Source organism: Mesorhizobium sp. M8A.F.Ca.ET.057.01.1.1 (assembly GCF_003952565.1).
Taxonomy (GTDB): domain Bacteria; phylum Pseudomonadota; class Alphaproteobacteria; order Rhizobiales; family Rhizobiaceae; genus Mesorhizobium.
Map to the genome: position 1 here is coordinate 1,512,153 of NZ_CP034454.1, position 25,471 is coordinate 1,537,623.

Annotated in this window: 25 protein-coding genes; 7 read left to right on the plus strand and 18 right to left on the minus strand. The window is 63.0% G+C overall.

The annotated features are described in order from the left end of the window. Nucleotides 1–92: 92 nt before the first annotated feature. From EJ077_RS06720 to EJ077_RS06730, 3 genes are all read right to left on the minus strand, one after another. Entirely contained in the window at nucleotides 93–1,469 is a 1,377-nt protein-coding gene (locus EJ077_RS06720; protein ID WP_208702924.1) for an FAD-containing oxidoreductase, read from the minus strand. An 11-nt stretch (nucleotides 1,470–1,480) separates the two neighbouring features. Continuing rightward, a complete protein-coding gene (locus EJ077_RS06725) occupies nucleotides 1,481–1,942 on the minus strand; it encodes a DUF4126 domain-containing protein (RefSeq protein ID WP_208700625.1) in 462 nt (153 codons plus the stop codon). Between the two features lie 151 nt (nucleotides 1,943–2,093). Next, entirely contained in the window at nucleotides 2,094–2,741 is a 648-nt protein-coding gene (locus EJ077_RS06730) for a glutathione S-transferase family protein (protein ID WP_208700627.1), read from the minus strand. A gap of 266 nt (nucleotides 2,742–3,007) precedes the next feature. Between EJ077_RS06730 and EJ077_RS06735 the strand changes: the two genes are divergently transcribed. After that, nucleotides 3,008–3,565 (plus strand): sugar O-acetyltransferase, encoded by a 558-nt coding sequence (locus tag EJ077_RS06735; RefSeq protein WP_208700629.1) that lies wholly within the window; start codon nucleotides 3,008–3,010, stop codon nucleotides 3,563–3,565. Nucleotides 3,566–3,567: 2 nt separating this feature from the next. Here the strand turns inward: EJ077_RS06735 and EJ077_RS06740 are convergent, their stop codons facing one another. Genes EJ077_RS06740 through EJ077_RS06745 form a run of 3 tightly spaced genes read right to left on the minus strand, consistent with a single transcriptional unit; the run spans nucleotide 3,568 to nucleotide 5,554 of the window. Beyond that, nucleotides 3,568–4,647: an ATP-binding protein gene (locus EJ077_RS06740; protein WP_245458656.1), complete on the minus strand. Its 1,080-nt coding sequence runs from the start codon at nucleotides 4,645–4,647 to the stop codon at nucleotides 3,568–3,570. After that, a complete protein-coding gene (locus tag EJ077_RS31895) occupies nucleotides 4,608–4,898 on the minus strand; it encodes a hypothetical protein (RefSeq protein WP_245458657.1) in 291 nt (96 codons plus the stop codon). The genes EJ077_RS06740 and EJ077_RS31895 overlap by 40 nt, the downstream gene beginning before the upstream one ends. Further along, complete coding sequence (locus EJ077_RS06745; RefSeq protein WP_208700631.1) at nucleotides 4,895–5,554, minus strand: response regulator transcription factor; 660 nt, start codon at nucleotides 5,552–5,554, stop codon at nucleotides 4,895–4,897. Before EJ077_RS06745 ends, EJ077_RS31895 begins: the two co-directional genes overlap by 4 nt. A gap of 165 nt (nucleotides 5,555–5,719) precedes the next feature. Between EJ077_RS06745 and EJ077_RS06750 the strand changes: the two genes are divergently transcribed. Continuing rightward, complete coding sequence (locus tag EJ077_RS06750; protein WP_208700633.1) at nucleotides 5,720–5,986, plus strand: PepSY domain-containing protein; 267 nt, start codon at nucleotides 5,720–5,722, stop codon at nucleotides 5,984–5,986. A gap of 5 nt (nucleotides 5,987–5,991) precedes the next feature. Beyond that, a complete protein-coding gene (locus tag EJ077_RS06755; RefSeq protein WP_208700634.1) occupies nucleotides 5,992–6,552 on the plus strand; it encodes a cytochrome b/b6 domain-containing protein in 561 nt (186 codons plus the stop codon). 56 nt (nucleotides 6,553–6,608) lie between these two features. On the opposite strand, the gene EJ077_RS06760 is transcribed toward EJ077_RS06755, so the two are convergent. After that, nucleotides 6,609–7,604 (minus strand): GlxA family transcriptional regulator, encoded by a 996-nt coding sequence (locus EJ077_RS06760; protein WP_208700636.1) that lies wholly within the window; start codon nucleotides 7,602–7,604, stop codon nucleotides 6,609–6,611. Between the two features lie 127 nt (nucleotides 7,605–7,731). On the opposite strand from EJ077_RS06760, the gene EJ077_RS06765 reads away from it, so the two are divergent. Then, nucleotides 7,732–8,376: a cysteine hydrolase family protein gene (locus EJ077_RS06765; RefSeq protein WP_208700638.1), complete on the plus strand. Its 645-nt coding sequence runs from the start codon at nucleotides 7,732–7,734 to the stop codon at nucleotides 8,374–8,376. A 67-nt stretch (nucleotides 8,377–8,443) separates the two neighbouring features. Here the strand turns inward: EJ077_RS06765 and EJ077_RS06770 are convergent, their stop codons facing one another. The 9 genes from EJ077_RS06770 to EJ077_RS06810 all read right to left on the minus strand — a co-directional run bounded on the left by EJ077_RS06770 (nucleotide 8,444) and on the right by EJ077_RS06810 (nucleotide 19,717). Further along, a complete protein-coding gene (locus tag EJ077_RS06770; RefSeq protein WP_127869788.1) occupies nucleotides 8,444–10,123 on the minus strand; it encodes a formate--tetrahydrofolate ligase in 1,680 nt (559 codons plus the stop codon). Nucleotides 10,124–10,490: 367 nt separating this feature from the next. Further along, nucleotides 10,491–11,615 carry a DUF2333 family protein gene (locus EJ077_RS06775; RefSeq protein WP_208700640.1) on the minus strand — a complete coding sequence of 375 codons (1,125 nt, stop codon included), beginning with the start codon at nucleotides 11,613–11,615 and terminating at the stop codon, nucleotides 10,491–10,493. Between the two features lie 103 nt (nucleotides 11,616–11,718). Further along, nucleotides 11,719–13,017, minus strand: coding sequence for a DUF6638 family protein (locus tag EJ077_RS06780; RefSeq protein WP_208700642.1), 1,299 nt, complete (start codon nucleotides 13,015–13,017; stop codon nucleotides 11,719–11,721). A 219-nt stretch (nucleotides 13,018–13,236) separates the two neighbouring features. Then, on the minus strand, nucleotides 13,237–15,147 hold the full coding sequence (locus EJ077_RS06785; RefSeq protein ID WP_208700644.1) for an AAA family ATPase: 1,911 nt from the start codon (nucleotides 15,145–15,147) through the stop codon (nucleotides 13,237–13,239). A 2-nt stretch (nucleotides 15,148–15,149) separates the two neighbouring features. Continuing rightward, nucleotides 15,150–15,941, minus strand: coding sequence for a Fic family protein (locus EJ077_RS06790; RefSeq protein ID WP_208700646.1), 792 nt, complete (start codon nucleotides 15,939–15,941; stop codon nucleotides 15,150–15,152). 48 nt (nucleotides 15,942–15,989) lie between these two features. Further along, nucleotides 15,990–17,135, minus strand: coding sequence for a hypothetical protein (locus EJ077_RS06795; protein WP_208700648.1), 1,146 nt, complete (start codon nucleotides 17,133–17,135; stop codon nucleotides 15,990–15,992). 40 nt (nucleotides 17,136–17,175) lie between these two features. Next, nucleotides 17,176–18,264: a hypothetical protein gene (locus EJ077_RS06800; RefSeq protein WP_027143401.1), complete on the minus strand. Its 1,089-nt coding sequence runs from the start codon at nucleotides 18,262–18,264 to the stop codon at nucleotides 17,176–17,178. A gap of 320 nt (nucleotides 18,265–18,584) precedes the next feature. Next, on the minus strand, nucleotides 18,585–18,974 hold the full coding sequence (locus tag EJ077_RS06805; protein ID WP_208700650.1) for a c-type cytochrome: 390 nt from the start codon (nucleotides 18,972–18,974) through the stop codon (nucleotides 18,585–18,587). 131 nt (nucleotides 18,975–19,105) lie between these two features. After that, nucleotides 19,106–19,717, minus strand: coding sequence for a thymidine kinase (locus EJ077_RS06810; RefSeq protein ID WP_127278094.1), 612 nt, complete (start codon nucleotides 19,715–19,717; stop codon nucleotides 19,106–19,108). Nucleotides 19,718–19,978: 261 nt separating this feature from the next. Between EJ077_RS06810 and EJ077_RS06815 the strand changes: the two genes are divergently transcribed. From EJ077_RS06815 to choV, 3 genes are all read left to right on the plus strand, one after another. Then, the gene (locus EJ077_RS06815) at nucleotides 19,979–20,914 is read left to right on the plus strand and encodes a choline ABC transporter substrate-binding protein (protein ID WP_208700652.1); all 936 of its coding nucleotides are present in this window, start codon (nucleotides 19,979–19,981) and stop codon (nucleotides 20,912–20,914) included. A 121-nt stretch (nucleotides 20,915–21,035) separates the two neighbouring features. Next, nucleotides 21,036–21,890 carry a choline ABC transporter permease subunit gene (choW, locus tag EJ077_RS06820; RefSeq protein ID WP_208700654.1) on the plus strand — a complete coding sequence of 285 codons (855 nt, stop codon included), beginning with the start codon at nucleotides 21,036–21,038 and terminating at the stop codon, nucleotides 21,888–21,890. Further along, nucleotides 21,887–23,068 (plus strand): choline ABC transporter ATP-binding protein, encoded by a 1,182-nt coding sequence (choV, locus tag EJ077_RS06825; protein WP_208700656.1) that lies wholly within the window; start codon nucleotides 21,887–21,889, stop codon nucleotides 23,066–23,068. Before choW ends, choV begins: the two co-directional genes overlap by 4 nt. Nucleotides 23,069–23,070: 2 nt before the next feature. Here the strand turns inward: choV and EJ077_RS06830 are convergent, their stop codons facing one another. Beyond that, the gene (locus EJ077_RS06830) at nucleotides 23,071–24,480 is read right to left on the minus strand and encodes an ATP-binding protein (RefSeq protein WP_208700658.1); all 1,410 of its coding nucleotides are present in this window, start codon (nucleotides 24,478–24,480) and stop codon (nucleotides 23,071–23,073) included. Next, nucleotides 24,477–25,193: a response regulator gene (locus EJ077_RS06835; protein ID WP_208702925.1), complete on the minus strand. Its 717-nt coding sequence runs from the start codon at nucleotides 25,191–25,193 to the stop codon at nucleotides 24,477–24,479. The genes EJ077_RS06830 and EJ077_RS06835 overlap by 4 nt, the downstream gene beginning before the upstream one ends. Nucleotides 25,194–25,471 lie beyond the last annotated feature (278 nt).

Consider the following 25,471-nt stretch of genomic DNA (forward strand, 5'->3'; position numbering starts at 1 on the left):
TCAATTTCAGACTGCGCGAGGATCCCCACTGGGCACAACGTCTATTGCCGCAATGCAGCAATGCAGAAAGTCGGGAGCTTGACGAGAGTGGCTCAGGCCAGCGGCTTCAGCTCCTGGGCGATGGTGGGCAGCAGTTCCGAGACATTCGGGTGGATGTGCATCGCGCGCGCCAGCGTGTCGACCGGCGCCTTGGCGTACATCAGGTCGAGCACGCAATGCACCGCCTCGTCGCCGCCGGGGCCAAGCACCGAGCAGCCGAGGATCTCCCTGGTGTCGGCGTCGACCAGGATCTTCATGAAGCCTTGCGTCTCGCCTTTCTCGACGGCGCGGCCGACGCGCGTCATCGGCCGCTGGCCAACAAGCGCGCGGCGTCCGGATTTCCTCACCGCCGTCTCGGTCATGCCGCAGCGGCCGAGCGGCGGGTCGATGTAGAGCGCATAGGCCTCGATGCGGTCGCTGATCCTCCGTGGGTCATTGTCGAGCAGATTGGCGGCCACGATCTCGTAGTCGTTGTAGGAGGTGTGGGTGAAGGCGCCCTTGCCGTTGCAGTCGCCCATCGCCCAGATGCCGGGCACATTGGTGCGCAACTGGTCGTCGACGACGATGAAGCCGCGCTGGTCGACCGCGACGCCGGCCTTGTCGAGATCGAGATCATCCGTATTCGGAACACGGCCGAGCGCCAGCAGCACATGCGAGCCGACCGCCGGCGGCTTGCCGGCGGAGAAGGTCACGGCAATGTCCCCGCCCTGTCTTGCGAAGCCGATATCGTCGGCGCCGACGTGAACCGCGATGCCTTCGTTTTCGAGGATCGACAGGATGGCGGCCGAGACGTCCTCGTCCTCACGCCCGGTGAGCCGAGGACTTTTTTCGATGACGGTGACTTCCGAGCCGAAGCGGCGGAACATCTGTGCAAATTCGAGCGAGATATAGCTGCCGCCGACGACGATCAGGTGGCGCGGCAAAACGTCGAGATCCATCATCGAGGAGTTGGTCAGATAGTCGATGTCGTGGATGCCGGGCAGGTCCGGCACCGAGGCGCGGCCACCCGTATTGAGGAAGATTCTTGGTGCGGTCAAAAGGTCGTCGCCGACACGCACCGTGTTGGCGGATTCGAAGCGGGCATGGCCGCGATAGAGCGTGCATTTGTCCATGCCGGCGATCCAGGTCTCGAGCCCGGTGCGAGAGGCGCCCGACACCTTGTCCTTGCGCGCCTTGATCGCCTTATAGTCGACACCGACCGGACCGCCGAGGGTCACGCCATAGTCGGCGGCGCGGCGAGCGAGATGCGCGGCATAGGCGCTTGCCACCATCGTCTTGGTCGGGATGCAGCCGGTGTTGACGCAGGTGCCGCCGACCAGCTTGCGCTCGATCAGCGCCACCGTCATGCCAGCCGCGTTGAGCCGGCCTGCAAGCGGCGTGCCGGCCTGTCCGGCGCCGATGATGATGGCGTCGAAGGTCTTTGCGTTCAAGGTCTGGGCCGTCATGCCACTGCCGCCACGATCAAAAGGCCGCCGATGATCGCCACCGCATCCTCGATGAAGGCGGCGGGCGGGTCCTTGCCGAAAGCGGCCGCCAGCCGGCCGCGCGCTTCGGCGCCACCCAGCGTGCCGATGACCGCGCCGATGGCGCCGGCGATCAGGCACACGATGGTGGCGCCGCCGGTCGCGCCGATCACTGCGCCAGAGAAGGCGCCGAGCAGGATGCGGGCGCCGAACTGTTGCGGCACCTTGCGGCTTGGCGTCGACGGCAGCTGGTCGGTGACCAGTTCGACGATGGCCAGGATGGTGAAGATGCCGACAGCCGCCCAATGGCTCATGAAACTCGCCCAGGTGCCGGCAACCGGCAGCCAGCCGAGATAGGCGCCCCAGGCGACGGTGGCAGGTGCCGTCATCGCGCGCAGGCCGGCGATGACGCCGATCAGAAGTGCAAGAATGTAGAGCATGGTCGATCCCCCTCGATCCCGGGCCGGGACGGCCCTGAGACGGCAGGCTACCATAGGTCGGATATTTGGCTAGGCCGTAGACTCATGAGCGCGCAAATGTGGTCGAGATGGAACCGCCGAGCGAACAGGCTCGGCTCCATGAGCCAATGTTTCAGTTGGCTGATGGAGCGTTGACCGCAAATTGCGCGGCGAAAGCCCTGATATAAGCTGGCCGTGCTTCCCCGCGCGCCACATAAGCAGCCAGGTTTTGGTATTCGTCCAGAATGCCTGACATTCTCAGTCTCAGCAGCACCGACACCATCAATAGATCGCCGGCGCTGAACGCATCGTCGAGCCAGTCGGCGTCGCCCAGGTGAGCCGAGAGCCTGTCCAGCCGGGCGCGGACACGGTCCTTTACCAGCGGCAAGCGCTCCTCGCTCCAAGGCTTGTCAGCTTCGAATATCCTTGCCGTGGTCAATTCGAGGACTGGCGGCTCGATGGTGTTCAATGCGGCAAACATCCACGTGATCGCACGCGCGCGGGCATCGCGCTCCCTCGGCAACAGGCCCGCATGCTGCTCGGCAAGATGAAAGACGATCGAGCCGGTCTCGAACAGCGAGAGAGAGCCGTCCTCATAGGTGGGGATCTGGCCAAAGGGATTGATGGCCAGGTGGTCGGGCGCCTTCATCCCCGCGAAGGAAACAAAACGAACCTCATAGGGCTGCCCCACTTCTTCCAGCGCCCAGCGAACGCGCGTATCGCGCGCCAGTCCCTTGCCGCCATCGGGCGATCGTTCAAACGCCGTGATCGTGATCGTCATCGCATCCGTTTACTTGATTGGGCGAATTTCCTCGGCTTCCTATCGAAGGACGAATGAGTTACCCGGAAATCGACAGCGGTCTTGAACTATTTTCATCGCCGGAGCAGGTCGCGAATGGCCGCTTCCAATCGAAGGTCATGATCGTACGGTGACCGCAAGGCGCGCAAATTTTCGGCCATTATGGGCTCACGGCTTGGTCCTTGCCTCGGCGCTTTTCTGTTTCGGTCAACTGTGCTTTGGCAGTGATGTCAAACGGAGGCACTGCCATGGCTGAGAGCGAACGTGCGAAAATGGCGGCCGGCGAATGGTACACGTGCCTGGATGAGGATCTTGGCGCGTTGCGCGCCGTGGCCGCGGATGCCGTGTTCGAACACAATACGCTGCCGCCCCGTCAGCGCGGGAACCTCGGGCCAGCCCTGCGGACACTGCTGGGCGGCGTGGGCGAGGGCGCCCGGATCGAGGCGCCCTTCCATTGCGCCTACGGCCTCAACATCTTTCTCGGCGACGGCGCCTTCCTCAATGCCGGCTGCACCATCCTCGATACCGCTTCGGTGCGCATCGGCAAAGGGACGCTGCTTGGCCCCAATGTGCAGATCTATTGTGCCGAGCACCATAAGGAGCCGGCAGGCCGGCAGGCGGGACTGGAGATAGCCAGGCCGGTCACGATCGGCGACAATGCCTGGATCGGCGGCAGCGCGATCATCCTTGGCGGCGTCAGCATCGGCGAGGGCGCCATAGTGGGCGCCGGGGCGGTGGTGACGCGCGACGTGGCGGCGAACACGACGGTGGTCGGCAATCCGGCGCGACCAGTCAAGGGTCGTTGACGTTACACAACGGGAAACCGGATCGTTGCTTCAAAGCCATCCCGCCGGCCGGTTGCTGGCGAGTTCAGGACCAGCGTCGCGTCGATCTGCTGCAGGATTTTGTTGACGATCGCCAGTCCGAGACCGGAACCCTCGGCACGTGTTGCACCGCGTTCGAACCGTTTGACGAGGCCGCTCGGGGCGGAAACCACCAGACCATCATTGATCACGCTAAGGCTGCCGTCGCCTATGCGCACCACCACATGCGCGCCTTCCGCACCATGTCGCAAGGCATTCTCGATGAGGTTGCGCAAGACAATTGCCAGTGCATCGGTGTCGATAGCTGCATAGGCCTTCCCATTTGCCGGTGTTTCGAGACAAAGGCGGCCCTTGTATTGGTTGTGCTGTTCGAAGTCCGCGACCACCAGCGAGGCGACAGCCATAATGTCGGCTGTCTTGCCGGCGACCGCTATTCCTGCGTCGGCACGCGCCAACTGCATCAATTTTTCGGACAGGCCGGCGAGTTCGGTCAGGGCCGCCTTGATCTGGCGCGGGCGTTTTCCGGCGGCTTCGTCCGTGGTTTCAGCGATCAGGCGTTCAGTCTGGGCCAGCGCCCCGGCGATCGGCGTGCGCAACTCATGCGCCGCATTCGTGGTGAACTCCTTCTCGGCGTCGAGAGCGATGCTCAGTCGCTGCATCAGGCTGTTGACGGACTTGGCGATGGCGGCAAGCTCGGAGGGGAGTTCGCCGGTGTGGATGGGCGCCAGATTGTCACCGTGGCGGGCGCTGATCTGCCCGCGCAGCGTTGCGATCGGCCTCAGCGAACGCGCCAGGACGAGCCAGGCAATGACCGCGCTCAACGGGATGAGGATGACCATCGGCGCCAGGAAGCCGGTCGCGGCTTCGAATGTTTCCTCGTTGCGTCGCGTGTCGAGTTCGGCGACCTGAACAAAGACCGTGCCGCTGACTGCCGGCTCGGTGTAAACGCGCCAGCCGGCTTCCTCCGAGAAACCTTGCGCCAATTTGATGGTCAACGGTTCGGCGGAGGCACCGTAGGAATGCATCAGCACGCGCCCGGCGCCATCACGAACCTGAAAGACCATGCGACCGCCGTCATCGTCGGGCACGGCCTCCGCCAGCTTGCGGGGGACTGTGACACGTCGCGCCCGAACAGATCGTCGATGACGAGCGGCAGCAGCCGGCGTGCCGCTTCCTGCATCGAGCTATCCATGGCCTCGTTGATCTCCCTGTGCAGGGTGATGCTCCCGGTGGCTGCCGAAATCAGCCCGAACATGACCGTGACCAGAAGCAGCGACGCGACGAGCCGACCGGAAAGGCTGTCCAGGATTCTCATGGCGACGCCAAGCGGTAGCCCAGCCCCCTGACGGTGGTGAGCGCCTCGCGCCCGATCTTCTTGCGCAGGCGGCTGACATAGACTTCGACGGTGTTGCTTTCGATCTCCGCGCCGAAGGCATAGAGCGCATCCTCGATCTGGTTCTTGCCGACCGTCATGCCCGGGCGCCGCAGGAACTGCTCCAGCACCGCCCATTCGCGGGATGTCAGCGTGGCTTCGGTACCGTTCACAAGGACGCGGCGCGCGGCCTGGTCGATTTCGACCGGCCCGCGCCTGATCAAGGGGTTCGGGTTCCCCGCATAGCGGCGGGCGACGGCGGCGAGGCGCGCGGACAATTCGCCGAGATCGAACGGTTTGACCAGATAGTCGTCGGCTCCGGCGTTCAGCCCCGCTATACGGTCGGAGAGCTGGTCGCGCGCGGTCAGGATGATGACTGGCGTGTCGGCGCCTCCGCGGCGCAGCGCTTTCAGGAATTCCAGACCCTTGCCGTCCGGCAGATGCAGGTCGAGCAGGACGAGCTCATAGGAGACGACATCAACGTGCCCGCCGGCATCGCCAAGCGTCGTGCTCCAGTCCACAGCATGGCCGTCGGCGGCGATGTGGTCGCGCACCGCCTCGCCCAGAACCGCGTCGTCTTCGATCAGCAGAACGCGCACCTTGCCTCCGTGGTCGGCAACACACCGCTTCCATGCGGCACGAGGCTGACAGGAACCTGAATGAAAGCCAACTGCGGCTTTTGGACGATGAGATGGATGTTCAGGTGGCTGTCAGCTTTCACGGCCAGGGTTCGCCGCATCGGAATTGGCCGATGGAGAAACAAGATGAAGACCTTGATCCTGACCGCGCTGGCGATGGCTGTTGCCGGGCCCGCCATTGCTGCCGACAAATGCGATGTGCCGACCGCCCAGTGGCAGCCGCGCGAGGCGCTGCAAAAGAAATTGGAAGGCGAAGGCTGGAAGGTGCGCAGCATCAAGACTGAAAACGGCTGCTACGAGGCCAAGGCGATCGATGCCAACGGCAAGAAGCTGGAGGGCGTCTTCAATCCCAAGACGCTCGAGTCGGTCGGTGCCGATTCCGACGACGGTTGATCGCCATGGACGCCACCGTTTCGACACGAGGAACCTCGGTCAAGGTCTGGAGCCTCTACGTCCGCCTCTTTCACTGGTCACTGGTCCTGTGCGTTGCCGTGGCGTGGCTGTCCTCCGGCGAAATCAGGAAGATGCATGAACTGGCCGGCTATTGCGCTGGGGTCCTGATTGCCTCGCGTCTGATGGCCGGCTTGGCGGGGTCCGGATACACGCGCTTCCGTCAGTTCGTGCGTGGGCCGCGTGTGGTGAGTTCATATCTCGCTGATGTGGCGCATGGCGATGAAAGGCGTTATCTCGGTCACAACCCCGCCGGCGGCGCCATGGTGCTGGCTCTTCTGGCTTGCGTGGCAGGGATTGCACTTACCGGCTGGATGCAAACCACGGATGCCTGGTGGGGCGTCGCCTGGGTGGAGAACACGCACAAGATCCTGGGCAATGGAATTCTCGTGCTCGTCGGGCTTCATGTCTGCGGCGTGTTGCTGGCCAGCCTGCGCCATAATGAGAATCTGGTTCGCGCCATGGTCACTGGCCGCAAACGGGCGCCATCGCCGGAAGACGTTGCCTGACCGGAGAGAGTTGAAATGCTGGGGGCGTCGCAGCGATGCGGCGCCCTTCGCCGTTCTCAAGATGACAGAGTCTGCGTCACCCGCTCGTCCCGGCCGGCTCGCCTGGAAAACTCGCGCCGATACTGCGCAGGCGAGGTCCTGAGGCGCGCCGAAAAATGCTGGCGCAGCGAGGTGGCGCTGCCGAAGCCGGCCTCGAAGGCGACCATATCCATCGATTTCTCCGTCGCTTCCAGCAAGCGCTGCGCCAGTTCGATCCGCTGGCTGGTCAGCCAGTCGCCAAAACTGGTGCCGATCGATTTCTGGAAGCGCCGGGTGAAGGTGCGCCGCGTCAGGCCGGCGGCTTCGGCGATGCTGTCGAGGCTGTGTGTTTCGCCAAGCGTCGCGCGAACCGCGTCGAGCGCCCCGGTGAAGCGGTCGGCCTTGGCGCTTTTTGCCACGGGGCGTTCGATGAACTGCGCCTGTCCACCCTGCCGGTGCGGCGAAAGCACGACGTGCCGGGCGAGCCGCAGCGCCGCCTCCGCGCCGTAGCGGGCGCGCACGATGTGCAGGCAGCAGTCGAGCCCGGCGGCGACGCCGGCGGAGGTGACGATGTCGCCATCATCGACATAGAGCACGTCGGCATCGACTGAAATGTCCGGATGGAGAGCCCGCAACTGCTCCGTATAGGCCCAATGGGTGGTGGCTTTTCGGCCCGAAAGCAGGCCGGCGGCGGCGATGGCAAAGGTGCCGAGACACAGGCCCACGATCAGCGCGCCGCGCCGGTGGACGCGGCCGAGCGCGTCCTCGAGCGGTTTGGCCAAAGGCGCCTCGAGATCCTTCCAGCTCGGGATGATGACCATATCGGCGTCCTCGAGCGCGGCAAGCCCGTGCGGGACCAGGATGCTCAGCCCGGCATCGGTCCGGATCAGCCCTTCCTCGATGCCGCAGACACGGAAGTCGAAGCGCGGCAGGCCAAGGCCGGTGCGATCCGCGCCAAACACCAGGCAAGGTACGGAGAGATGGAACGGGCTGATGCCGTCGAAGGCGAGGACGGCGATGATGGGAGCGGTCATGAGGCGATTTTCCAGTGTGAATGCGGATTGTCCCAATTCTTTCGAATGATGTCAATCGGGCCACTTTTGACTGCCCGCCAACCATCCTATTTTCGGTCCGTCGCTTTCAAGCCGGAAGGAAAACACCATGTCTGACCTAGCCAACACCGCGCCGCGCCGCGCGCTCGTCGTCATCGACGTCCAGAACGACTATGACGGGGGCAACCTGGCCATCCAGCATCCGCCGTTCCGCGACAGCGTCGTCAACGTGACACGCGCCATGGATGCCGCTGCCGCCGCCGGCATCAAGGTGGTGGTCGTCAAGCAGATGGCGCCCGAGACGTCGCCGATCTTCGCCAAGGGCAGCCATGGCGGCGAACTGCATCCCGAGATCGCCAAGCGTCGTCGCGACCACTATGTCGAAAAGAATTTGCCGAGCGCTTTTACCGGTACCGACCTAGAGGCCTGGCTGCGCGCCAACGCCGTCGATACGATCGCGGTCGTCGGTTACATGACGCACAATTGCGACCTGTCGACCATCATCCACGCGGTGCTTATGGGTTTCGCGGTCGAGTTCCTGTCCGACGCAACCGGTTCGGTGCCCTACGCCAACACCGCCGGTTATGCCTCGGCCGAGGAGATCCATCGCGTGGTGAGCATCATCCTGCAGTCCCGTTTCGCTGCCGTGCTCAAGACCGCCGAATGGATCGAGTGCCTGAAGACCGGCACGCTGCCGGAACGCGACACCATCTATGCGTCCAACCAGCGGGCGCTGGCGCGCAGCGCGGCGTAGGACGATTCCGCAAACAAAAAGGGCGCCGCGGCGGTGCGGCGCCCTTTTCAATTGTCGGGACAAAAGATCAGAACAAACCTTCGATCTGGCCGGCCTCGTTGAGGAAGATCTTTTCCGACGACGGCTTGCTTGGCAGGCCAGGCATGGTCATGACCTCGCCGCAGATGATGACGACGAAGCCCGCGCCGGCCGAAAGCCTGACCTCGCGCACCGGCACGGTGTGGCCGGTCGGCGCGCCGCGCAGGTTCGGGTCGGTCGAGAAGGAGTACTGGGTCTTGGCCATGCACACCGGTAGATTGCCGTAGCCGGCCTGCTCCCAGGCGTGCAACTGGTCGCGCACCGACTTGTCGGCAATCGCCTCCGAGCCGCGATAGATGCGCTGGACGATGGTGTTGATCTTCTCGAACAACGGCATGGCATCGGGATAGAGCGGCGCGAACTGCGAGGCGCCGGATTCGGCAAGCGCCACCACCTTGTTGGCGAGGTCCTCGATGCCGGCCGAGCCCTTGGCCCAGTGCTTGCACAGGATAGCCTCTTCGCCCATCGAGGCGACATAGTCCTTCATCGCCTGAATCTCGGCGTCGGTGTCGGAATAGAAGTGGTTGATGGCAACCACCGCCGGCACGCCGAACTGGCGGATGTTCTCGATGTGGCGGCCGAGATTGGCGCAGCCCTTCTTCACCGCCTCGATGTTTTCCTTGCCGAGGTCTTCCTTCTTGACGCCGCCATTCATCTTCATGGCGCGCACGGTGGCGACGATCACGGCTGCCGCCGGCTTCAGGCCCGCCTTGCGGCACTTGATGTCGAAGAATTTCTCGGCACCAAGGTCGGCGCCGAAGCCGGCTTCGGTGACGACGTAGTCGGCGAGCTTCAGCGCCGTGGTGGTGGCGACGACCGAGTTGCAGCCATGCGCGATGTTGGCGAACGGGCCGCCATGCACGAAAGCCGGGTTGTTCTCCAGCGTCTGCACCAGGTTCGGCTGCATGGCGTCCTTGAGCAGGACAGCCATGGCGCCATCGGCCTTCAGGTCGCGGGCGAAAACCGGCGTCTTGTCGCGGCGATAGGCGACGATGATGTCGCCGAGGCGCTTTTCCAGATCCTTCAGGTCGGTGGCGAGGCACAGGATCGCCATGACTTCGGAGGCGACGGTGATGTCGAAGCCGGCTTCGCGCGGGAAACCGTTGGCGACGCCGCCGAGCGAGGCGATGATCTCGCGCAGCGCCCGGTCGTTCATGTCCATGACGCGGCGCCACACCACGCGGCGCGTGTCGATGCCGAGTTCATTGCCCCAGTAGATGTGGTTGTCGATCAGAGCCGACAGAAGGTTGTGCGCCGTGGTGATGGCGTGGAAGTCACCGGTGAAGTGAAGGTTCATGTCCTCCATCGGGACCACCTGCGCGTAGCCGCCGCCTGCAGCCCCGCCCTTGACGCCGAAATTCGGGCCGAGCGAAGCTTCGCGGATGCACACGATCGCCTTCTTGCCGATGCGGTTCAGGCCATCGCCGAGGCCGACGGTGGTGGTGGTCTTGCCTTCGCCAGCCGGCGTCGGATTGATGGCGGTAACGAGGATCAGCTTGCCGTCCTTGTTGCCCTTCACCGACTTGATGAACTCGGCTGAGATCTTGGCCTTGTCGTGGCCGTACGGCAGCAGATGCTCGGTCGGGATGCCGATCTTCTGGCCGATCTCCTGGATCTGCTTTTTCTTGGCGCCACGCGCGATCTCGATGTCGGACTTCACTTCGGCCATGACGGCTTTCCTCTGGATTGGACGGTGGAGGGGACGGGGTTGATGTCACTCGCAAGAAGGCTGGAACCGGACGCGTGGGCATCTAACCCTGTCGCTGCGGTTGCGTCAACTTTCATGCAACTATGTTTCCTATAGAGAAAATTCCTCTGCGGCGGGCCGACCTATCCCCGGTTCTTTATGGCTCCGCTTGCCGCGCCGTATAGAAGCCAGAGCAGGGGCGCTTCCGCCGTCTCAAAACAGCCGCACAATGCACGGAATGCGACAGACGCGACGGCGCAAATTCGCCATCTCCGATGCATGTCGTTCTCCCAAAACCGGGATCACTTTTGGGCGACATGCATTGGGCCGTCGCTGCCCGCGAATGCCGTTACTGCGTCAGTACGTTGCTGATTTCGACCATGTTGGAGCGCACCCGCAGGATATAGAAGCCCATCGTCGTCAGATGCGTCGGCAGCAGCCAGCCGTCCTCGCGACCGTTGGCGATGATGAAGGGCTGGATACGCAGGGCCGACACGAACTGCGCGTCCATCGTATCCCAGAGGCTCTGCAGGTGCTTTTCCTTGAGGACGTCCTCGAAATCGGCCTGGGCGCCTTTCATCAGGCCGTAATAGGCATAGAGCTGGCCATAGGCGAACCAGTAGCGGTCGTCGGCGCGGGTGTCGAACCAGCCGTTGTTGTGGTTCTCGGCGCGCTCCTTGAGGATGGCGGAAGTCGAGCCGATGTCACTGGCGATGCGGTCGATATACTGCTTCAGATTGTCGGCGCGGGCATCGAAAGTGGCCTGGCAGGTGGCAAGCCGGGCGTTGAACGAACGCAGCTTGCGCACCGCGTCGCGATAGTAGCTCGGCGTCGGCGTCTTCGGCCCGAACGGACTCACGCCGAAATACCAGGTGTACTCGTCGAACTGCAGATTGCCGCGCGCGTCCTGCAGGTCGGCGTCGATCTGCGAGGTCGTGCGGACGCGGCCGAGATTGTCGGCAAGCTCGGTCGCGGTGCGCCGCACCGCCTGGTTGATGCCGCGCTGGAAAGAGGCCTTGTTGTCCATCCACGGGGTGCTGTCCCAGTCGATGCCGAACAGGCCGAGCTTGTAGAGGATCATCGACGAAATCCAGGCATTCTGGTTGACGTTGAAGTCCGTCAGGTCCGCCGCCACCTGGGCGATGCCGGAGTTGCCGCAAGTCTTGGCCGTGTCCGTGCCGGTGCCGGCGGCGACCTGCTCACCGGCCGAAACATTGCGCTTCTCGAACGTATAGGTGTCCGGATAGTTCGGGTTGAAATTGTTCCACCACTGGGTGGCGTAGAAGAAGTTGGCGTAAAGGCCGATCAGCACCAAAAGGACCAGGCCGACCACCGCCTTCAGGATCCAGCCGCGCTGCCCGTACCAGCGCCCGGCCCACATGAAGGGCCACAGGATGACGCCGATCAGAAAGCCGATGCCGCGGCCGATCCACTGGAAAATCCGGGTGAAGAAGTTCACGATCGGATCGAGCATGGCGATGTCACCCCCTCAACATGATGCCAAAAAGTTGCAGACTTTTCGGATAACATCATGCACCAAAACAATAAGTTAGAACGGAATGACGGTTCATTTCGTTCTAGTCGGTCAGGCCGTAGAGGCGTGTGCGAAACGCCACCTTGTCCTTCAAATATGTGGTTTTCAGAACGTCCACAACATGCGATCGCCAGGCGTCGCTGAAGCCGTCATAGTCCTTGTAGAAGCCGTCCTTGTTGAAGATGTAGCGCGAGACGAAGTCCGACGGCACGAAATCCGAGATCAGCCGGTTGGTCAGCCAGGCGTCGGGGTGGTCCGGCTTGGCGCGGACCACCAGGAAGCGCTGCTGGGGGAAGACATCGTCGATCTTGAGGTGGCCGAGCTGTGCGATCTCGCGCTTGGCGGCGTTGAGGAAGGGGAAATTGCCGTCCTTGGTGATTAGATCGGCGTGGCTCTGGATCCAGGTCTGCAGCCAGACCTTGTCGACATCGGTCAAATTGCGGTCCGGCTCGGCGTCGCGGATCAGCGCGCGCACCACCATTTCGGCGCGATGCTCGAGGTAGCCCGAGGCCTCGATCCAGGAGGCGCGCGGCAGTTCGATACGGCCGGTGGCTGCCAGAAATTTGAACACCTTGTCGGCGTCCTTGATGGAGAGATAGCTCACCTGCCAGGGCCGCGAGCGGCGGAAGCCGGGGGCGGCCGGATCGCTGATCACCGTCGTCATGTCGGGATCGACGAACACGTAGAGCCCGCCGAAATGGCTGGTCCAGTAGGCGTTGTGGCGGAAGATCACCTGGTCCGGCACCAGCGCGTTCTCGCGGATGTCGCCGCAGACCTTGGCGAGTTCGACCATGCGGGTCAGCATGGCATTGTCGCGCCAGGCGTCGGGCTCCTGCTTCAGCCGGTCGACGAGCTTGCCGAGTTCCGCGGCTTTGCCCAGCACGTTCTCGGCCGACAGCACCTTGAACTCGACCTGGTTGATCGACAGCAGATCCTCGATGTCGTTGACCTTGGGAACGGAATCCTCGATCTCGCCGTAAATGACGTCCTTGATGGTCAGCGCGTCGATGGCACGCTGGTTCCTGGACATGAACTCGAACATCAGTTGCGAGGTGTTGGAGAAGGCGGTGTGTACCACCGGCAGGTCGATCTGCGACGGCGTCAGGATGATGAAGCGGCGGTTGACCTCATTGGGATCGAGATAGTCGTAGTCGCCACACTCCTCGGCCACTTCGGGAGAAAAGCCGGTGCGGTCGATTTGGAAGCTCTTCAGCTTGGTCGGCTTGAGGCCGAAAGCGGCCAGCGCCTTGTTGTAGCGCTGGATGAGATGGGCTTCGTCGACGGTGAGCAAACGGCCGTAGATGAGCTCGTTGTCGCGAAGGAGGTCGGGTTTTTTGCTCATTTTGCCTTCTCCCCGTTCACGGGAAGAAGGTGCCCGAAGGGCGGATGAGGAGCGCGGGCTTCCCTTCTCCCCTTGTGGGAGAAGGTGGATCGGCGCGCAGCGCCGAGACGGATGAGGGGTGTTGGCCGGATCGCCGTCGATGCCAAGCTGGAGCACCCCTCATCCGTCGCCTTCGGCGACACCTTCTCCCACATGGGGAGAAGGGAGGGCTGGCGTGCCTTACGCATTCCACAGACCCTTCTTCTTCATCTCCTCCATCTCACGCGCAGCGCGTTCGCGCAGCCTTGCGTCACGCAACAGCTTTTCCACCGCGGCATCGTCGGATTTGTCGGAATACCGGAACTCGCTGTCGGCGTAGCGGTTGATCTCCTGCATGACCATGTCCATCGAGAACGGGCCGCGCAGTTCCTCGATCATGGCTTTCTTGTCGTCGTAGCTCTTGTGCATGAAGGCTTCCGGCTTCTCGAACCAGTCGTCCGGAAGCTCGATGTCCATGGCGCGCATCTTGATGGCGTCGGTGACGTTCTTGATGGCGCGGCCGGTGAAGCGCGGCTCGGCGTCCTTGATCAGGTGCAGGTAGGTGCCGATGTCGGCCATGGTCCTGGGCGCGCCGTTTTCCTTCATGTAGCGCTCATAGACCCGCATCAGCCCGTCCTCCTGCGGCTTTTCATGCTCCTCATAGGCCTCGGTCACGGCGCGCTGGATTTCCTGCGCTGCGTAGAGCTCGTGCTTGCCCAGAGGGATCTCGTGGTTCTTGCCGGCGAGCAGCACGAAAATGTCGATATAGTCGTCACGCGTCTGTGGCCCGTCGACCAGCCAGCGGGCGCCGGCGCGCTGGCGCAGTGCATCGTCGACGTTCTCGGGATAATTGGAAAACATGCCGAACGAGCAATTGCCGCGCACCACGGTGGCGGCACCCGCGAACGCATCCATCAGGACGCCGGTGATCTCCTGCTGGCCGGCCGAGGCGCGGTCGTCGGAGCGTCTGGCGGCCACTTGGTCGATGTCGTCGATGGTGCCGAAGCCGATGACGCGCGGGTTCAAGACATTGTTGATGAACTGGCGGCAGTTCTGGCCCGACTTGCCCTGGTAGGACGAAATCTGGTCGACGCCGAAATTCTCATAGGCGAAGGGATAGCCGGCGACCTGGCAATAGCCGTTGACGAGGCCGGCGATCATCTGGATCAGCGTCGTCTTGCCGGTGCCGGGCGCGCCGTCGCCGATGAAGGTGAACAGGAAGCCGCCGAGTTCCACGAAAGGGTTCAGCTCACGCCCGAAATCATAGGCCATCAGCATCTTGGCGAGCTTGACCGACTGGTATTTGGCGATGTGGTTGCCGACGACCTCTTCCGGCGTCTTGAAGGTCATCACCAGCGGCTTCGAGCGTTTGCCCGGCGCGACATCGAAGCCGTCGAGGGTGAAGTCATCGGCGTCGATGCGGATATGGGCGTTCTCGAACGGGCCGATGCCGTCGAAGCGGCCCTTGCGCGCCAAAAGCCCGTCGATGGCGATGCGGGCAAAGGCACGCGCCCTGGTCATCAGGTCGGTGTCGTCGGATGCGCCTGCTATTGCCTTGTCCAGGCCGGCCAGGATCGACTTCACCGCATCCTGCGGCGTGTCGAACAGGAAGTCCGGCTCGGGGATGTCGTTTGGCGCCTCGCGGTCGCTGTCGATGAGCTGGAACAGATAGGAGGCGAGGCTGAAGGCCGAAATATAGGCCGAAGCCGACAGGTGTTTCTTGAAGGCGGACGCCTCGTCGCCTTCGAGCGGGGCGCGGGTGTTCCTGGCCTGCAGGCTTTCGAGATCGGAACCTTCGGCGAACACGTCCGATACCGCCAGCGCGATGGCCGTGCCGCGCCGGGCGCGAAAGAGAAGCGTGTGCTGCGGGATGGTCAGCAACTGGTCGTCGGGATGGACGGCCCCGACGGTCTTCGACAGCTCGACCTCACGGGTGCGGCGCACCGAGCCGACCGAGACGGTGGAGACGAAACGCCGGTTGGTGCCGGCAAGCGCTGTGCCGGATTCGCGCGAGGGATCCTCCAGCACGACGATGCGGGTGATGAAGCTCTGCGCGGTGGCGCGGTGCTTTTCGATCGCCGCTTCCGGGATGGTGGTCAGGCCGGTGTCCATGGTCAGCTCCTTATCGGGATTACTTTCCCGGCTTCCGCAGAACGATCCTGCGCCTGACGCGCTGCGTCCAGATAGATGTCCAAAGTCTGATCCAGCCTTTCGAAAAGCAGCTTGTCGAAAGCGACGTGTCCGCCGCCGCCCTGGTCGATCTCAAGCGCTGCAATGTAATCGGGGCGATCTTCCGGGCGGATCGCTACCGGCGGGTATCCACCGCGTGCCAGCACCAGATTCATCAAAAGGCGCGCTGTACGTCCGTTGCCGTCATTGAACGGGTGAATGGCGACAAAGCGCCGATGAGCCTCGAAGGCAGTTCGTGGCGTGCTTGGCGTTGCGCTCAACCACCGGCAAAAAACCTCCATCAGCGCTGGAATCTCCACGGGGGCGGGAAAATTGAATACGCCGACATTCGTATTCACGTAACGAGCGCTGTCGGCGTATTGGCCTGCTATCTCCGGCTTGGAATTCGCCACGACCAGATGATGAAGATTGCGGATGTCCGCCTCCATGATCGGATGGTCGTCCTTTGAAGCGATTTCGAGTACCCAACTCAATGCGCGCGCGTGGTCGATTGCCTCGAGGTGATCCTTGAGCGGCTTGCCACTGATCGTGATGCCTTTTTCCAGAACGAGGGCCGTCTCGCCCGCCGTCAGCGTGTTTCCCTCGATCGCGTTCGACGTGTACGTTATGTCGATACGCTGGCTGTGTTCCAAGCCTTCCAGGGCGCCGGGCCGAACTCTCCTCTTCAGAGCATCGAGCTGCCGCTTCTTGCTGGATATATTAGCTGCGGCGGTCATTGCTGGCGCCTCGGTGCTGTGTGGCTTTCAATGACGCAAAGCAGGTTCCTAGACATCCGATATCACCTGCCCATTCGACAGGATGTGAACCTTGTAGCCGCCGAAGATCTTCTGTGCTTCGCCGGCGGCGTAGAGCGCCTGGTAGGCCTCGTGCGGGATCAGCGCGTGGTTTTCGTAGCTCGACACGCCCTGACGGGCGGCTTCGAGGTCGTCGGTGTTGATGAAGAATTCCTGCGTCGTCTTCTCGCTGGAGAACAGGCCCTTGCGGCCGGGCTTCTCGCCCTTGGAGTAGACCTCCTGGATGGTCCAGGTCAAAAGCCAGGCGTTTTCGGGCTTGCGCACCTTGGCCAGCACTTCCGTCACCGTCGAATTGTTGTCGGTGATGCCTGCCGAATAGAAGGGGCCGAGCACCACGCGCCTCAACTGCTTGGGGTGCAGTGGCTCGAAATCCTTGTCGAGGTTGACCGCGATGGTCGCCGGCGACAGCGTATAGGCCGAATTCTTCTCGGTGAAATCGTCGAAGCGGTGGGCAAGCTCGGGGTTGAGCAGACCGTCGACTGGCAGCGGAATGTCGACCTTGTCGTTGAGCTTGCCGCTCCGGTCGACAAGCTGGCTGACCATGCTTTCCGAAGAATCCTCCACAGTCACCATGTAGATCAAGGGCAGGTTGGCGCTGCCGTCGAAGGTCGCCCAGTGGACCAGGTAATAAGGCCGCGCCGTCTTCGGATTGACCGACACCTTGGCTGTCTGCGCCAGCGTGAACGGACCGAAGGTCTGCTCGCTTTTGACATCCTCGAGATAGAGCCGCTCGGCCATCGATTTCTGCAGCGCCTCGGGGAACTCCTTGTGGCGCAGGATGAAGTCGGCCATCTCCTCGCGCAGTTCGCCGGCCTGGGGAATGTTGGCGAGCCGGCTGTCGGCCTGGCGGCGGTCGTTTTCCAGTTCAAGCAGGTTCTGGAACACCGGATAGCCGCTCTCGGCGCGCGAAATGCGGAACGTGTCCATGAAGCCCAGCCGGTTGCGCCAGCAGGAAAAGGACTTGTCGAGCCGGGCGATGTATTCGGCAACGATCCTGGCGACGATGCCGTGCCGGTAGAGCGGCGAGCGGTCGTCGCGCATGAACACTTCAAGGCCGCTGAGCGCGGCCGTGATTGCCGAGAAATACCGCGCCGCCGCGTCGTTTTCGGGGGTCATGCTGTCAGCCCTGCGATTGTCGCACCGGTGCGTGCGGCAATTATGACTGCACGTAGTTGGCCGAATTGTGCTTCTTCAGCACCTCGTCGAAGCGGCGGGCGAAGGCATCGTCGGCCAGCTTTTTGCGGCGCTGGATGTCGGCGCTGGCGACCATGTTCTTCTCGTGCATCTCGAGCAGGTCACCAATGTGCTTCTGCGAGGCGGCGCCGATGCCGGCCATGGTTTCCTCGGCGGTGTTGTCGACCTGGCTGCCCAGCGTGTTGATCTTGTGGGCGACGTCCTGCTGCGCGGCGGTCTTCAGGGAATCTTCCAAAGCCTTGTAGAGCACGATGCGCTGCTCGGTATCGATGGTCAGCTTGTTGATCAGCGTCGACTGCGCGGCGATCTGGTTGTTCAGCGAATCGACGAAGGTCTGGAACATGGAGGTGTAGCGCTCCAGCGTCTGGCTTTCGGCCAGCAACTCCTGCTCCTTGGCCTGCTTTTCATTGTATTCAGTGGCGAGCTTGGAGCGCTCGCCCTCAAGCTGCGTGCGGTCCTTCTGGCTGGTCGAGGCGGCGATCTTGTTCTCGATGTCGAGCAGCATCGGGTTGAGCTCCTCGATGCGCTTCTGCACGGCTTCGAGGTTGGTCATGGTGGTCTTGCGGCGTTCGATAACCTGCGACAGGCTGGCCTCGGAGGTCTTGTAACGCTGGTCGAGAACTTCCTTCTGCGCCTTCAATATGCCGACGATGGTGTCGGACTTGGCCAGCAGTTCCTGCAAATTGCCGGCGAGCGACATGTTGCGCACGCGGTCGGTGCGCATGCGCTGCTTGCGCTGCGCCGAAAAAACGCCGACGAAGTTTTCCCAGCCGGTGTAGTTCTTCATGCTCTCGAACTCGGCGCCGAAGACATTGGTGGCGTCCTCGAGGCCGATGATCAGGTCGGCGATGTTGCCTTCCATCACCTTCTGCTGCTTCAGCACATCCTCGATGCGGGCGTTCTCGATGTCGAAATTGGCGTCGCCGATCTTCTTGTCGGCGGTGGCGAGCGTGTCGAGCACGGTGCCGGATTGCTCGATCTTGGTGCGCATATCCTGGACGACCTGCTTGGTCTTGGCAATTTCGGCATCGAAATTCTGCAATGTCGCCATAGGGGCCTCCCGCTTCGGCTTCCGCTCGCTGGTTGCGAACAGCGGCGAATATATGTGGGGTATCAGGGGATTGAAAGACGTGAAGAGAGTGCGCGGCGCGAAAACAAATATTCGGCCGAACCCTTGAAAGGCAATGGAGCCGTGGTCATGGCGGGATCAACTGGCCGGCCAAGCCTGGTTCAGCTGATTTTGAACTTTCATGCCGGCAAAGCAATCAGTCGAGGCCGAAGCGGATCGTTCTGAAACTCGACAACAACTGGCCATTTGCAGCCCCGACACGGCGGCACCAGTCGGCCCGCCCGACAACGAATGGCGTCTGCTCAGGGCTTGGGATCAGCTTTCAGATAGGCGATGACGTTGGCGATGTCGTCGTCATTGCTCAGCCCGCCAAAGGCCATCCTGTTGCCGGGCACCTTCAGCTTGGGCGATTTGAGGTATTCGGCAAGATTTGCCTCGTCCCAGAAGAGGCCGGCGGCACCCGCGCTCTTCATGGCATCCGAATAATGGCCGAGGAAGCTTTCGGCGGTCCCCGCCTTGCGGCCGACGACGCCCATCAGATGCGGCCCGACCTTGTCGCGGTCGGTCGCCGCCTCATGACAGGCCATGCACCGGTTGAAAACATGTTTGCCCAGCACAGGATCGCCCCCGGCCTGGGCTGCAACAGAAGTGGCAAGCAAAAGAAGGCTGGCGGACAAGACGGCTCGAAGCATGGCTGACCCCGGAGAGTTCTGGCTGAGCGCGGGAAAATACGGCGCTGACCTTAACAAAGGCACCATAGAATGGCGTGGCTGCAAGAGGTGGCAGCCGGCTACCCGATGCCGACGTCCAGCGGGCCTCCGTTTCAACCGCTGACAAAGCCGATGAAGTCGTCGGGTGCGGCGCGGCCCATTTCCTCTTCCCAGTGGCGGCGACAGAGCGAGACATAGACATCCTTGCCGATCGCCACCTGTTCGCCCTGCCGGGCCACCTTGCCGTCGGGGCCGAGGCGCACGACCATGGTCGCCTTGCGGCCGCAGCGGCAGATGGTGCGCACTTCACGCAGATCGTCGGCGATCGCCAGCAGCGCGCGCGAGCCGGGAAACAGCTTGCCCTGGAAATCGGTGCGCAGGCCATAGCACATGACCGGGATGTTGAGCCGGTCGGCGATGCGGGCAAGCTGCCAGACCTGCTCCTCCTCCAGGAACTGCGCCTCGTCGACGAAGATGCAATGCACCGCAGTGTGCTGGTGATGCTCGGCCACGCGGGCGAACAGGTCGTCGCCGTCGCGGAACATCTCGGCTTCCGTCTCCAACCCGATGCGCGACGAGATCAGACCGGTGTCGCCCTTGCGGTAATGGCCGGCGACGAACAGCATCGTCGTCATCCCGCGCTCGCGGTAATTATACGATGCCTGCAGCAGCATGGTCGTCTTGCCGGCGTTCATCGTCGCGTAATGGAAGTAAAGCTTGGCCATGCCGCCCTTTTAAGCCGACTTGCCGCCGCGCGGGGAGGGGGCGCCGCCGCATTCCCTGAAAAAGCCGCCGTTGCCGAGGCAGATTGCGCTTGAGCCTGGCACGGAAAGCGTCAGCGGTGTCGCTGATTGGCCAGCCAGCGCCGTTGATCGTGATTGTCTTAGCGCTTGAAACCACTCCAGAATGGTGTTTGGCTGACGAAACAAGGCGGACACAAAAACCGTAACTTCGCTTCGCCAAAGAATCGCAATGGGAGAATACAGATGTCGCGTATGAATTCCTTCGTCGCAGGCCTCGGCTTGGCGGCTTTGTTGTCCACGAGCGCCGCCTTCGCCGGTGATCCGGCAAGTTGCAAGGCGGTTCGCCTCTCCGATGTCGGCTGGACCGACATCCAGGCCACCACCGGGCTGGCCTCGGTGCTGCTCACCGCGCTCGGCTACGAGCCGCAGGTGATCCAGCTCTCGGTTCCGGTGACCTATGCGTCGCTGAAGAACAAGGACCTCGACGTCTTCCTCGGCAACTGGATGCCGTCGATGACCAACGACATCAAGGACTACACGGCCGACGGTTCGGTCGAGACCGTGAGCCAGAACCTGGCCGGCGCCGGTTACGGCATCGTCGTGCCGACCTATGTCGCGGATGCCGGCGTCAAGACGCTAACCGATCTCGGCAAATTCAAGGACAAGTTCAACGGCAAGATCTACGGCATCGAGGCCGGCAATGACGGCAATCGCATCATCCTCGACATGATCAAGAACCCGAAGGACAATCTCGACGGGTTCGAACTGGTCGAATCCTCGGAGGCCGGCATGCTGACGCAGGCCGAGCAGTCGATGAAGAACAATGAGTGGATCGCCTTCCTCGGCTGGACGCCGCATCCGGTGATGGGCGCCATGAAGATCACCTACCTCGACGGCATGGGCGACAGCGGTTTCGGCGCCGCCACCGTCTCGACCAACGTGCGCAAGGGCTACACGACCGAATGCCCGAACGTCGGCAAGTTCATCACCAACCTGAAGTTCAATCTGGATATGGAAGGCCAGATGATGGACGCCATCCTGAAGGGCAGCGATGCCAACAAGGTGGCGACCGACTGGCTGAAGAAAAATCCGGATGCGGTCAAGCCCTGGATCGCCGGCGTGACCACCTTCGACGGTGGCGACGCCGCGGCGGCGGTCAAGACCGCGCTCGGAGGCTAAGCCGGCTTTGATTTCGGCATGACCTCAAAAACAGGGCAGCCACTGGAAAAGGCTGCCCTTTTTCATATGCTGTGAGAAGATGACCGTCCGGCAAGGACGGCGCAGGCCAAAGAGGGGCAAGATGGATCCGATTTCCAAATTCCTGGTCGACTACAAGATTCCCATCGGGCCCTGGGGCAAGGCTTTCTTCGGGTTCCTCACCGACCATTTCGACACTGTGTTCAGGGCGTTTTCGAATGGCCTGAATTTCATCCTCGACGGGCTGGTCGAGATCCTGCTGATGGTGCCGCCCGTGCTGCTCGCCTTGGTGATCGCCGTCGTCGCCTGGCTGCTGCAGCGCTCACGGCCGCTCGCCATCGGGGTTTTCCTCGGCCTGATCTTCATCATCAACCAGAACCTCTGGAAACAGACGGTGCAGACGCTGGTGCTGGTCGTGGCCGCCGCCGCCATGGCGATGGCCATCGGCGTGCCGCTCGGCATCTGGGCGGCGCACAAGCCGAAGGTCTACCGCGTCATGCTGCCGGTGCTCGACCTGATGCAGACACTGCCGACCTTCGTCTACCTGATCCCGGTGCTGACGCTGTTCGGCCTTGGCAACGCGCCCGGCTTGATCGTCACCATCATTTTCGTCATCCCGACCGCGGTCAGGCTCACCCATCTCGGCGTCGTCTCGGTGCCGAAGTCGATCATCGAGGCCGGCGAGGCCTTCGGCGCCACCAAGAGCCAGCTGTTGTGGAAGGTCGAGCTGCCTTCGGCGCTGCCCACCATCATGGCGGGACTGACGCAGTCGATCATGCTGTCGCTGTCGATGGTGGTGTTCGCGGCCTTGATCGGCGCCGGTGGTCTGGGCACGGAAATCAACCGGGCGCTCGGCTCGCGCCGCATCGACCTTGGCCTTGAGGCCGGTCTCGCTATCGTCGTGCTCGCCATCGTGCTCGACCGGATGACCCGCATTGGCGTTGGAGGCAAGAAATGACCGTCGCCGTCGATTTCAGGAATGTCGATATCGTCTTCGGCGCCGACCAGGCCGGCTCGCTGGCGATGATCGACAAGGGCGCTACCCGGGCCGAGATCCTCGAGAAGACCGGCAATGTGCTCGGCTGCGCCGGCGCCAGCCTCACCGTGCATGAAGGCGAAATCTCGGTGCTGATGGGCCTGTCGGGCTCCGGCAAGTCGACGCTGCTTCGCGCGGTCAACCGGCTCAACGTGGTGTCGCGCGGCCAGGTGCTGGTCAAGGATGGCGACCGTACGGTCGACGTCGTCACCTGCGACGAGCCGACCTTGCGGCGGCTGCGACAGAAGCAGGTGGCGATGGTGTTCCAGCAGTTCGGCCTCCTGCCGTGGCGCACGGTGGAGGAGAATGTCGGCCTCGGTCTCGAACTCGCCGGCGTGCCGGATGCCGAGCGCAAGGAGCGGGTGCATCGGCAGCTCAAGCTGGTCAACCTCGATCAATGGTCGAACAAATACGCCCATGAGCTTTCGGGCGGCATGCAGCAGCGCGTCGGCCTGGCGCGTGCCTTCGCGACCGAGGCGCCTATCCTGTTGATGGACGAGCCGTTCTCGGCTCTCGACCCGCTGATCCGCACCAAGCTGCAGGACGAACTTCTGCAACTGCAGGCGGAGCTGAAGAAGACCATCATCTTCGTCAGCCACGACCTCGAGGAAGCGCTGAAGATCGGCAGCCACATCACCATCATGGAGGGCGGCCGTATCGTGCAGACAGGCGCGCCGGAAGACATCGTGCTACGGCCCGCCAACGACTATGTCCGCGACTTCATCGCCAATGTGAACCCACTCTCGGTGTTGACCGCATGGAACGTGATGCGCGACCGCCGCGATCTCGAACAGGGCACGGACGGCTGGGTGTGGCTCGACCGACGCAAGACGACCCGTTTCAAGATCGACGAGCACGGGCTGGTGGCGGCGGCCGAACGCGACGGCAAGCCGGCGGTGTGGACATCGTGCGCCGAAATCGAAGGCCAGCCCGAAGAAGCAGGACAGGTGTTCTGGGCCAATCCAGGCACGTCGCTGAAAACCGTGATGCTGGCCATGCACCGCTCGCAGACCGCACCGGTGGCGCTGTTCGATGACCAGTCGCGCTTTGTCGGCGCGATCGGCGTCCGTGATGTGCTGAGCGCGGTGCTGCGGCGATAGGCTTAAGCCGCCAGCGGCAGGCGCAGCTCTGTCAGCAGGCCACCATCCGGATGGTTGGACAGGCGGACTTCGCCGCCTGCCGCCCGCGCGATGTTGCGGGCGATGGTCAGCCCAAGCCCGAGCCCGCCGGTCTGGCGGTTGCGGGAGTGTTCGAGGCGCACGAAGGAGCCGAACACGGCGTCGATCTGGGCTTGGGGTATGCCCGGCCCTTCGTCGCGGATGGAGAGCGTGATCGTGCCGTCCGAGCGGCTGAGGCTGAGATGCGCATGCTTGCCGTAGGTGACGGCGTTCTGCACCAGATTGGTGACGCAGCGCTTGAGCGCCACCGGCCGCGCCATGCAGATCAGGCCGCGTGAGCGGGTGTCGTCATTGTCGAAGGAAACGGTCTCGTAGCTGTCGGCGATCGATTCCACGAGTGACCAGAAATCGATCCTCTCGGCCTTCTCTTCCGTGACCTCGAATTTGGCGAAGTCTATCACCGAGCTCGCGATGCTTTCGATGTCGGCGAGATCGTGGGCGAGCGCTTCGCGCGCCGGTGATCTGCGCAACAGTTCCAGACGCAGCCGCATCCTTGTCATCGGCGTGCGCAGGTCATGCGCAAGGGCCGCCGCGAGGTGCTCGCGGTCCTCGACATATTCGCGCAGCCTCTTCTGCATGGCGTTGATCGCCCTGGCGGCGGCACGCACCTCACGGCTGCCGCTCTCGGTGACCGGCGGACTCTTGAGATCATTGCCGATCCGGTTGACGGCGGTTTCCATCATCCGGTAGGGCGCGGTCAGCCGGCGCAGCGACCAGATCGACATGATCACCACCAGCCCGGCGATCAGCGCATAGAGCGGCAGGCTGTCGATGCTCAGGATCGGGCCGACGGGCGTGATCGGTTCGGTGAAATTCAGCCACTGACCGTCGGCGAAGCGCAGCGAGGCGGTCAGCTTGTCGCTCTGGGCAAAGTTGGCGGCCAGCACCAGAAGATCGCGCTCGACCTGGCCGATATCAGGGCCGGACACCATGCCGTCGGCGTCGTCGGCCTCGCGCGTCGCCGGATCGCGGCGCACGCGCGCGTCGGTGATGCCGAACTTCGAGAGCCGGCCGACGAGGATGTCCTCGAGCTCGGCCAGTTCGTCGTCGCCGGCGATCGAGGAGGTGACGGCGGGCGTGTCGGAGACGGTGAGCGCGTATGTCGAATTGAACAGGCCCGCGGCGGTCGTCTTGCGCTCCTCCGGCGTGGCACCGCTCATCAATTGCACGAGCGAGAAGGCGCGGTCGTTGAGGCGGTAGAGGTCCACGACGTCATTGGCGGCGGCGCGGTCACGCGACACGATGTAGAGCGTCGCGACCTGGCTGATCAGCAGGCCGGCAATGACGATCAGCAGCACCCAGACAGGCAAGGTCTGCGGCAGGAAACGTCTCATTCGGAGGTCGTCTCGGGCAGGAACTGGTAGCCGCCGCTGCGCACGGTGAGGATCAGTTTGGGCGTCTTGGGATCATCTTCCATCTTGCGCCGCAACCGGCTGACCAGGATGTCGATGCTGCGGTCGAAGGAATAGTCGCTGTCGCCGCCGGACAGTTCGATGAGCTGGTCGCGCGTCAGCACGCGCTGGGCGCTCTTGACGAAGGTCTGCAGGAGGTTGAACTCGGCCATGGTCAGTTCGACCCTGACGTCGTCGGGCGCGGTCAGCCGGCGCCGCGAGCAGTCCATCGTCCAGCCGGCGAAGTGGTAAATCTGCTTGGTGGTGGCGCGCTTGGGCTCGGCGGTGCCATTGCGCCGCAGCACGGCGCGGATGCGGGCCAGCAATTCGCGCGGGTCGAAGGGTTTGGGCACGTAGTCGTCGGCGCCCATCTCGAGGCCGACGACACGGTCCGTTGTCTCGGTGACGGCGGTCAGCATGATGATAGGCGTCGTATACTGGGCGCGCAGGTCGCGGCACAGTTCCAGCCCGCTCCTGCCGGGCAGCATCACGTCGAGCACGATGAGGTCCACCTGCGAGCGGTGCAGAATGGCCTCCATCTCGTTGCCGTCGGCGGCAACCGAGGTGTGAAGGCCCCGCTTCTGGAAGAACTCCTGAAGCAGGTCGCGGATGCCCTTGTCGTCGTCGACGATCAGTATGTGCGCATCGGATTTCACAGCTGCCCTGTCTGGTTTGCCGGCCAAGCCATTCTTGGCTGGTGAGCCACACGATAGAATTCGGGCCATATGTTGGCCAGTGCCTTGCTTTTCAAGGGAGAATGAATTCCGCCTTCTCCACATGGAAAGCGACGGCCAGCCTGGCACAGCCGGGCCAGACACAATCCAGAAACAAAATTCTACAATCGGGAAAAACTCCTGAAAAGGTAGGCCGGCATAACGGTGCCGTGGCGGTCAGGTCATCGGCTGCGACGCTAGTCTCCGGGTGTACGGATAAA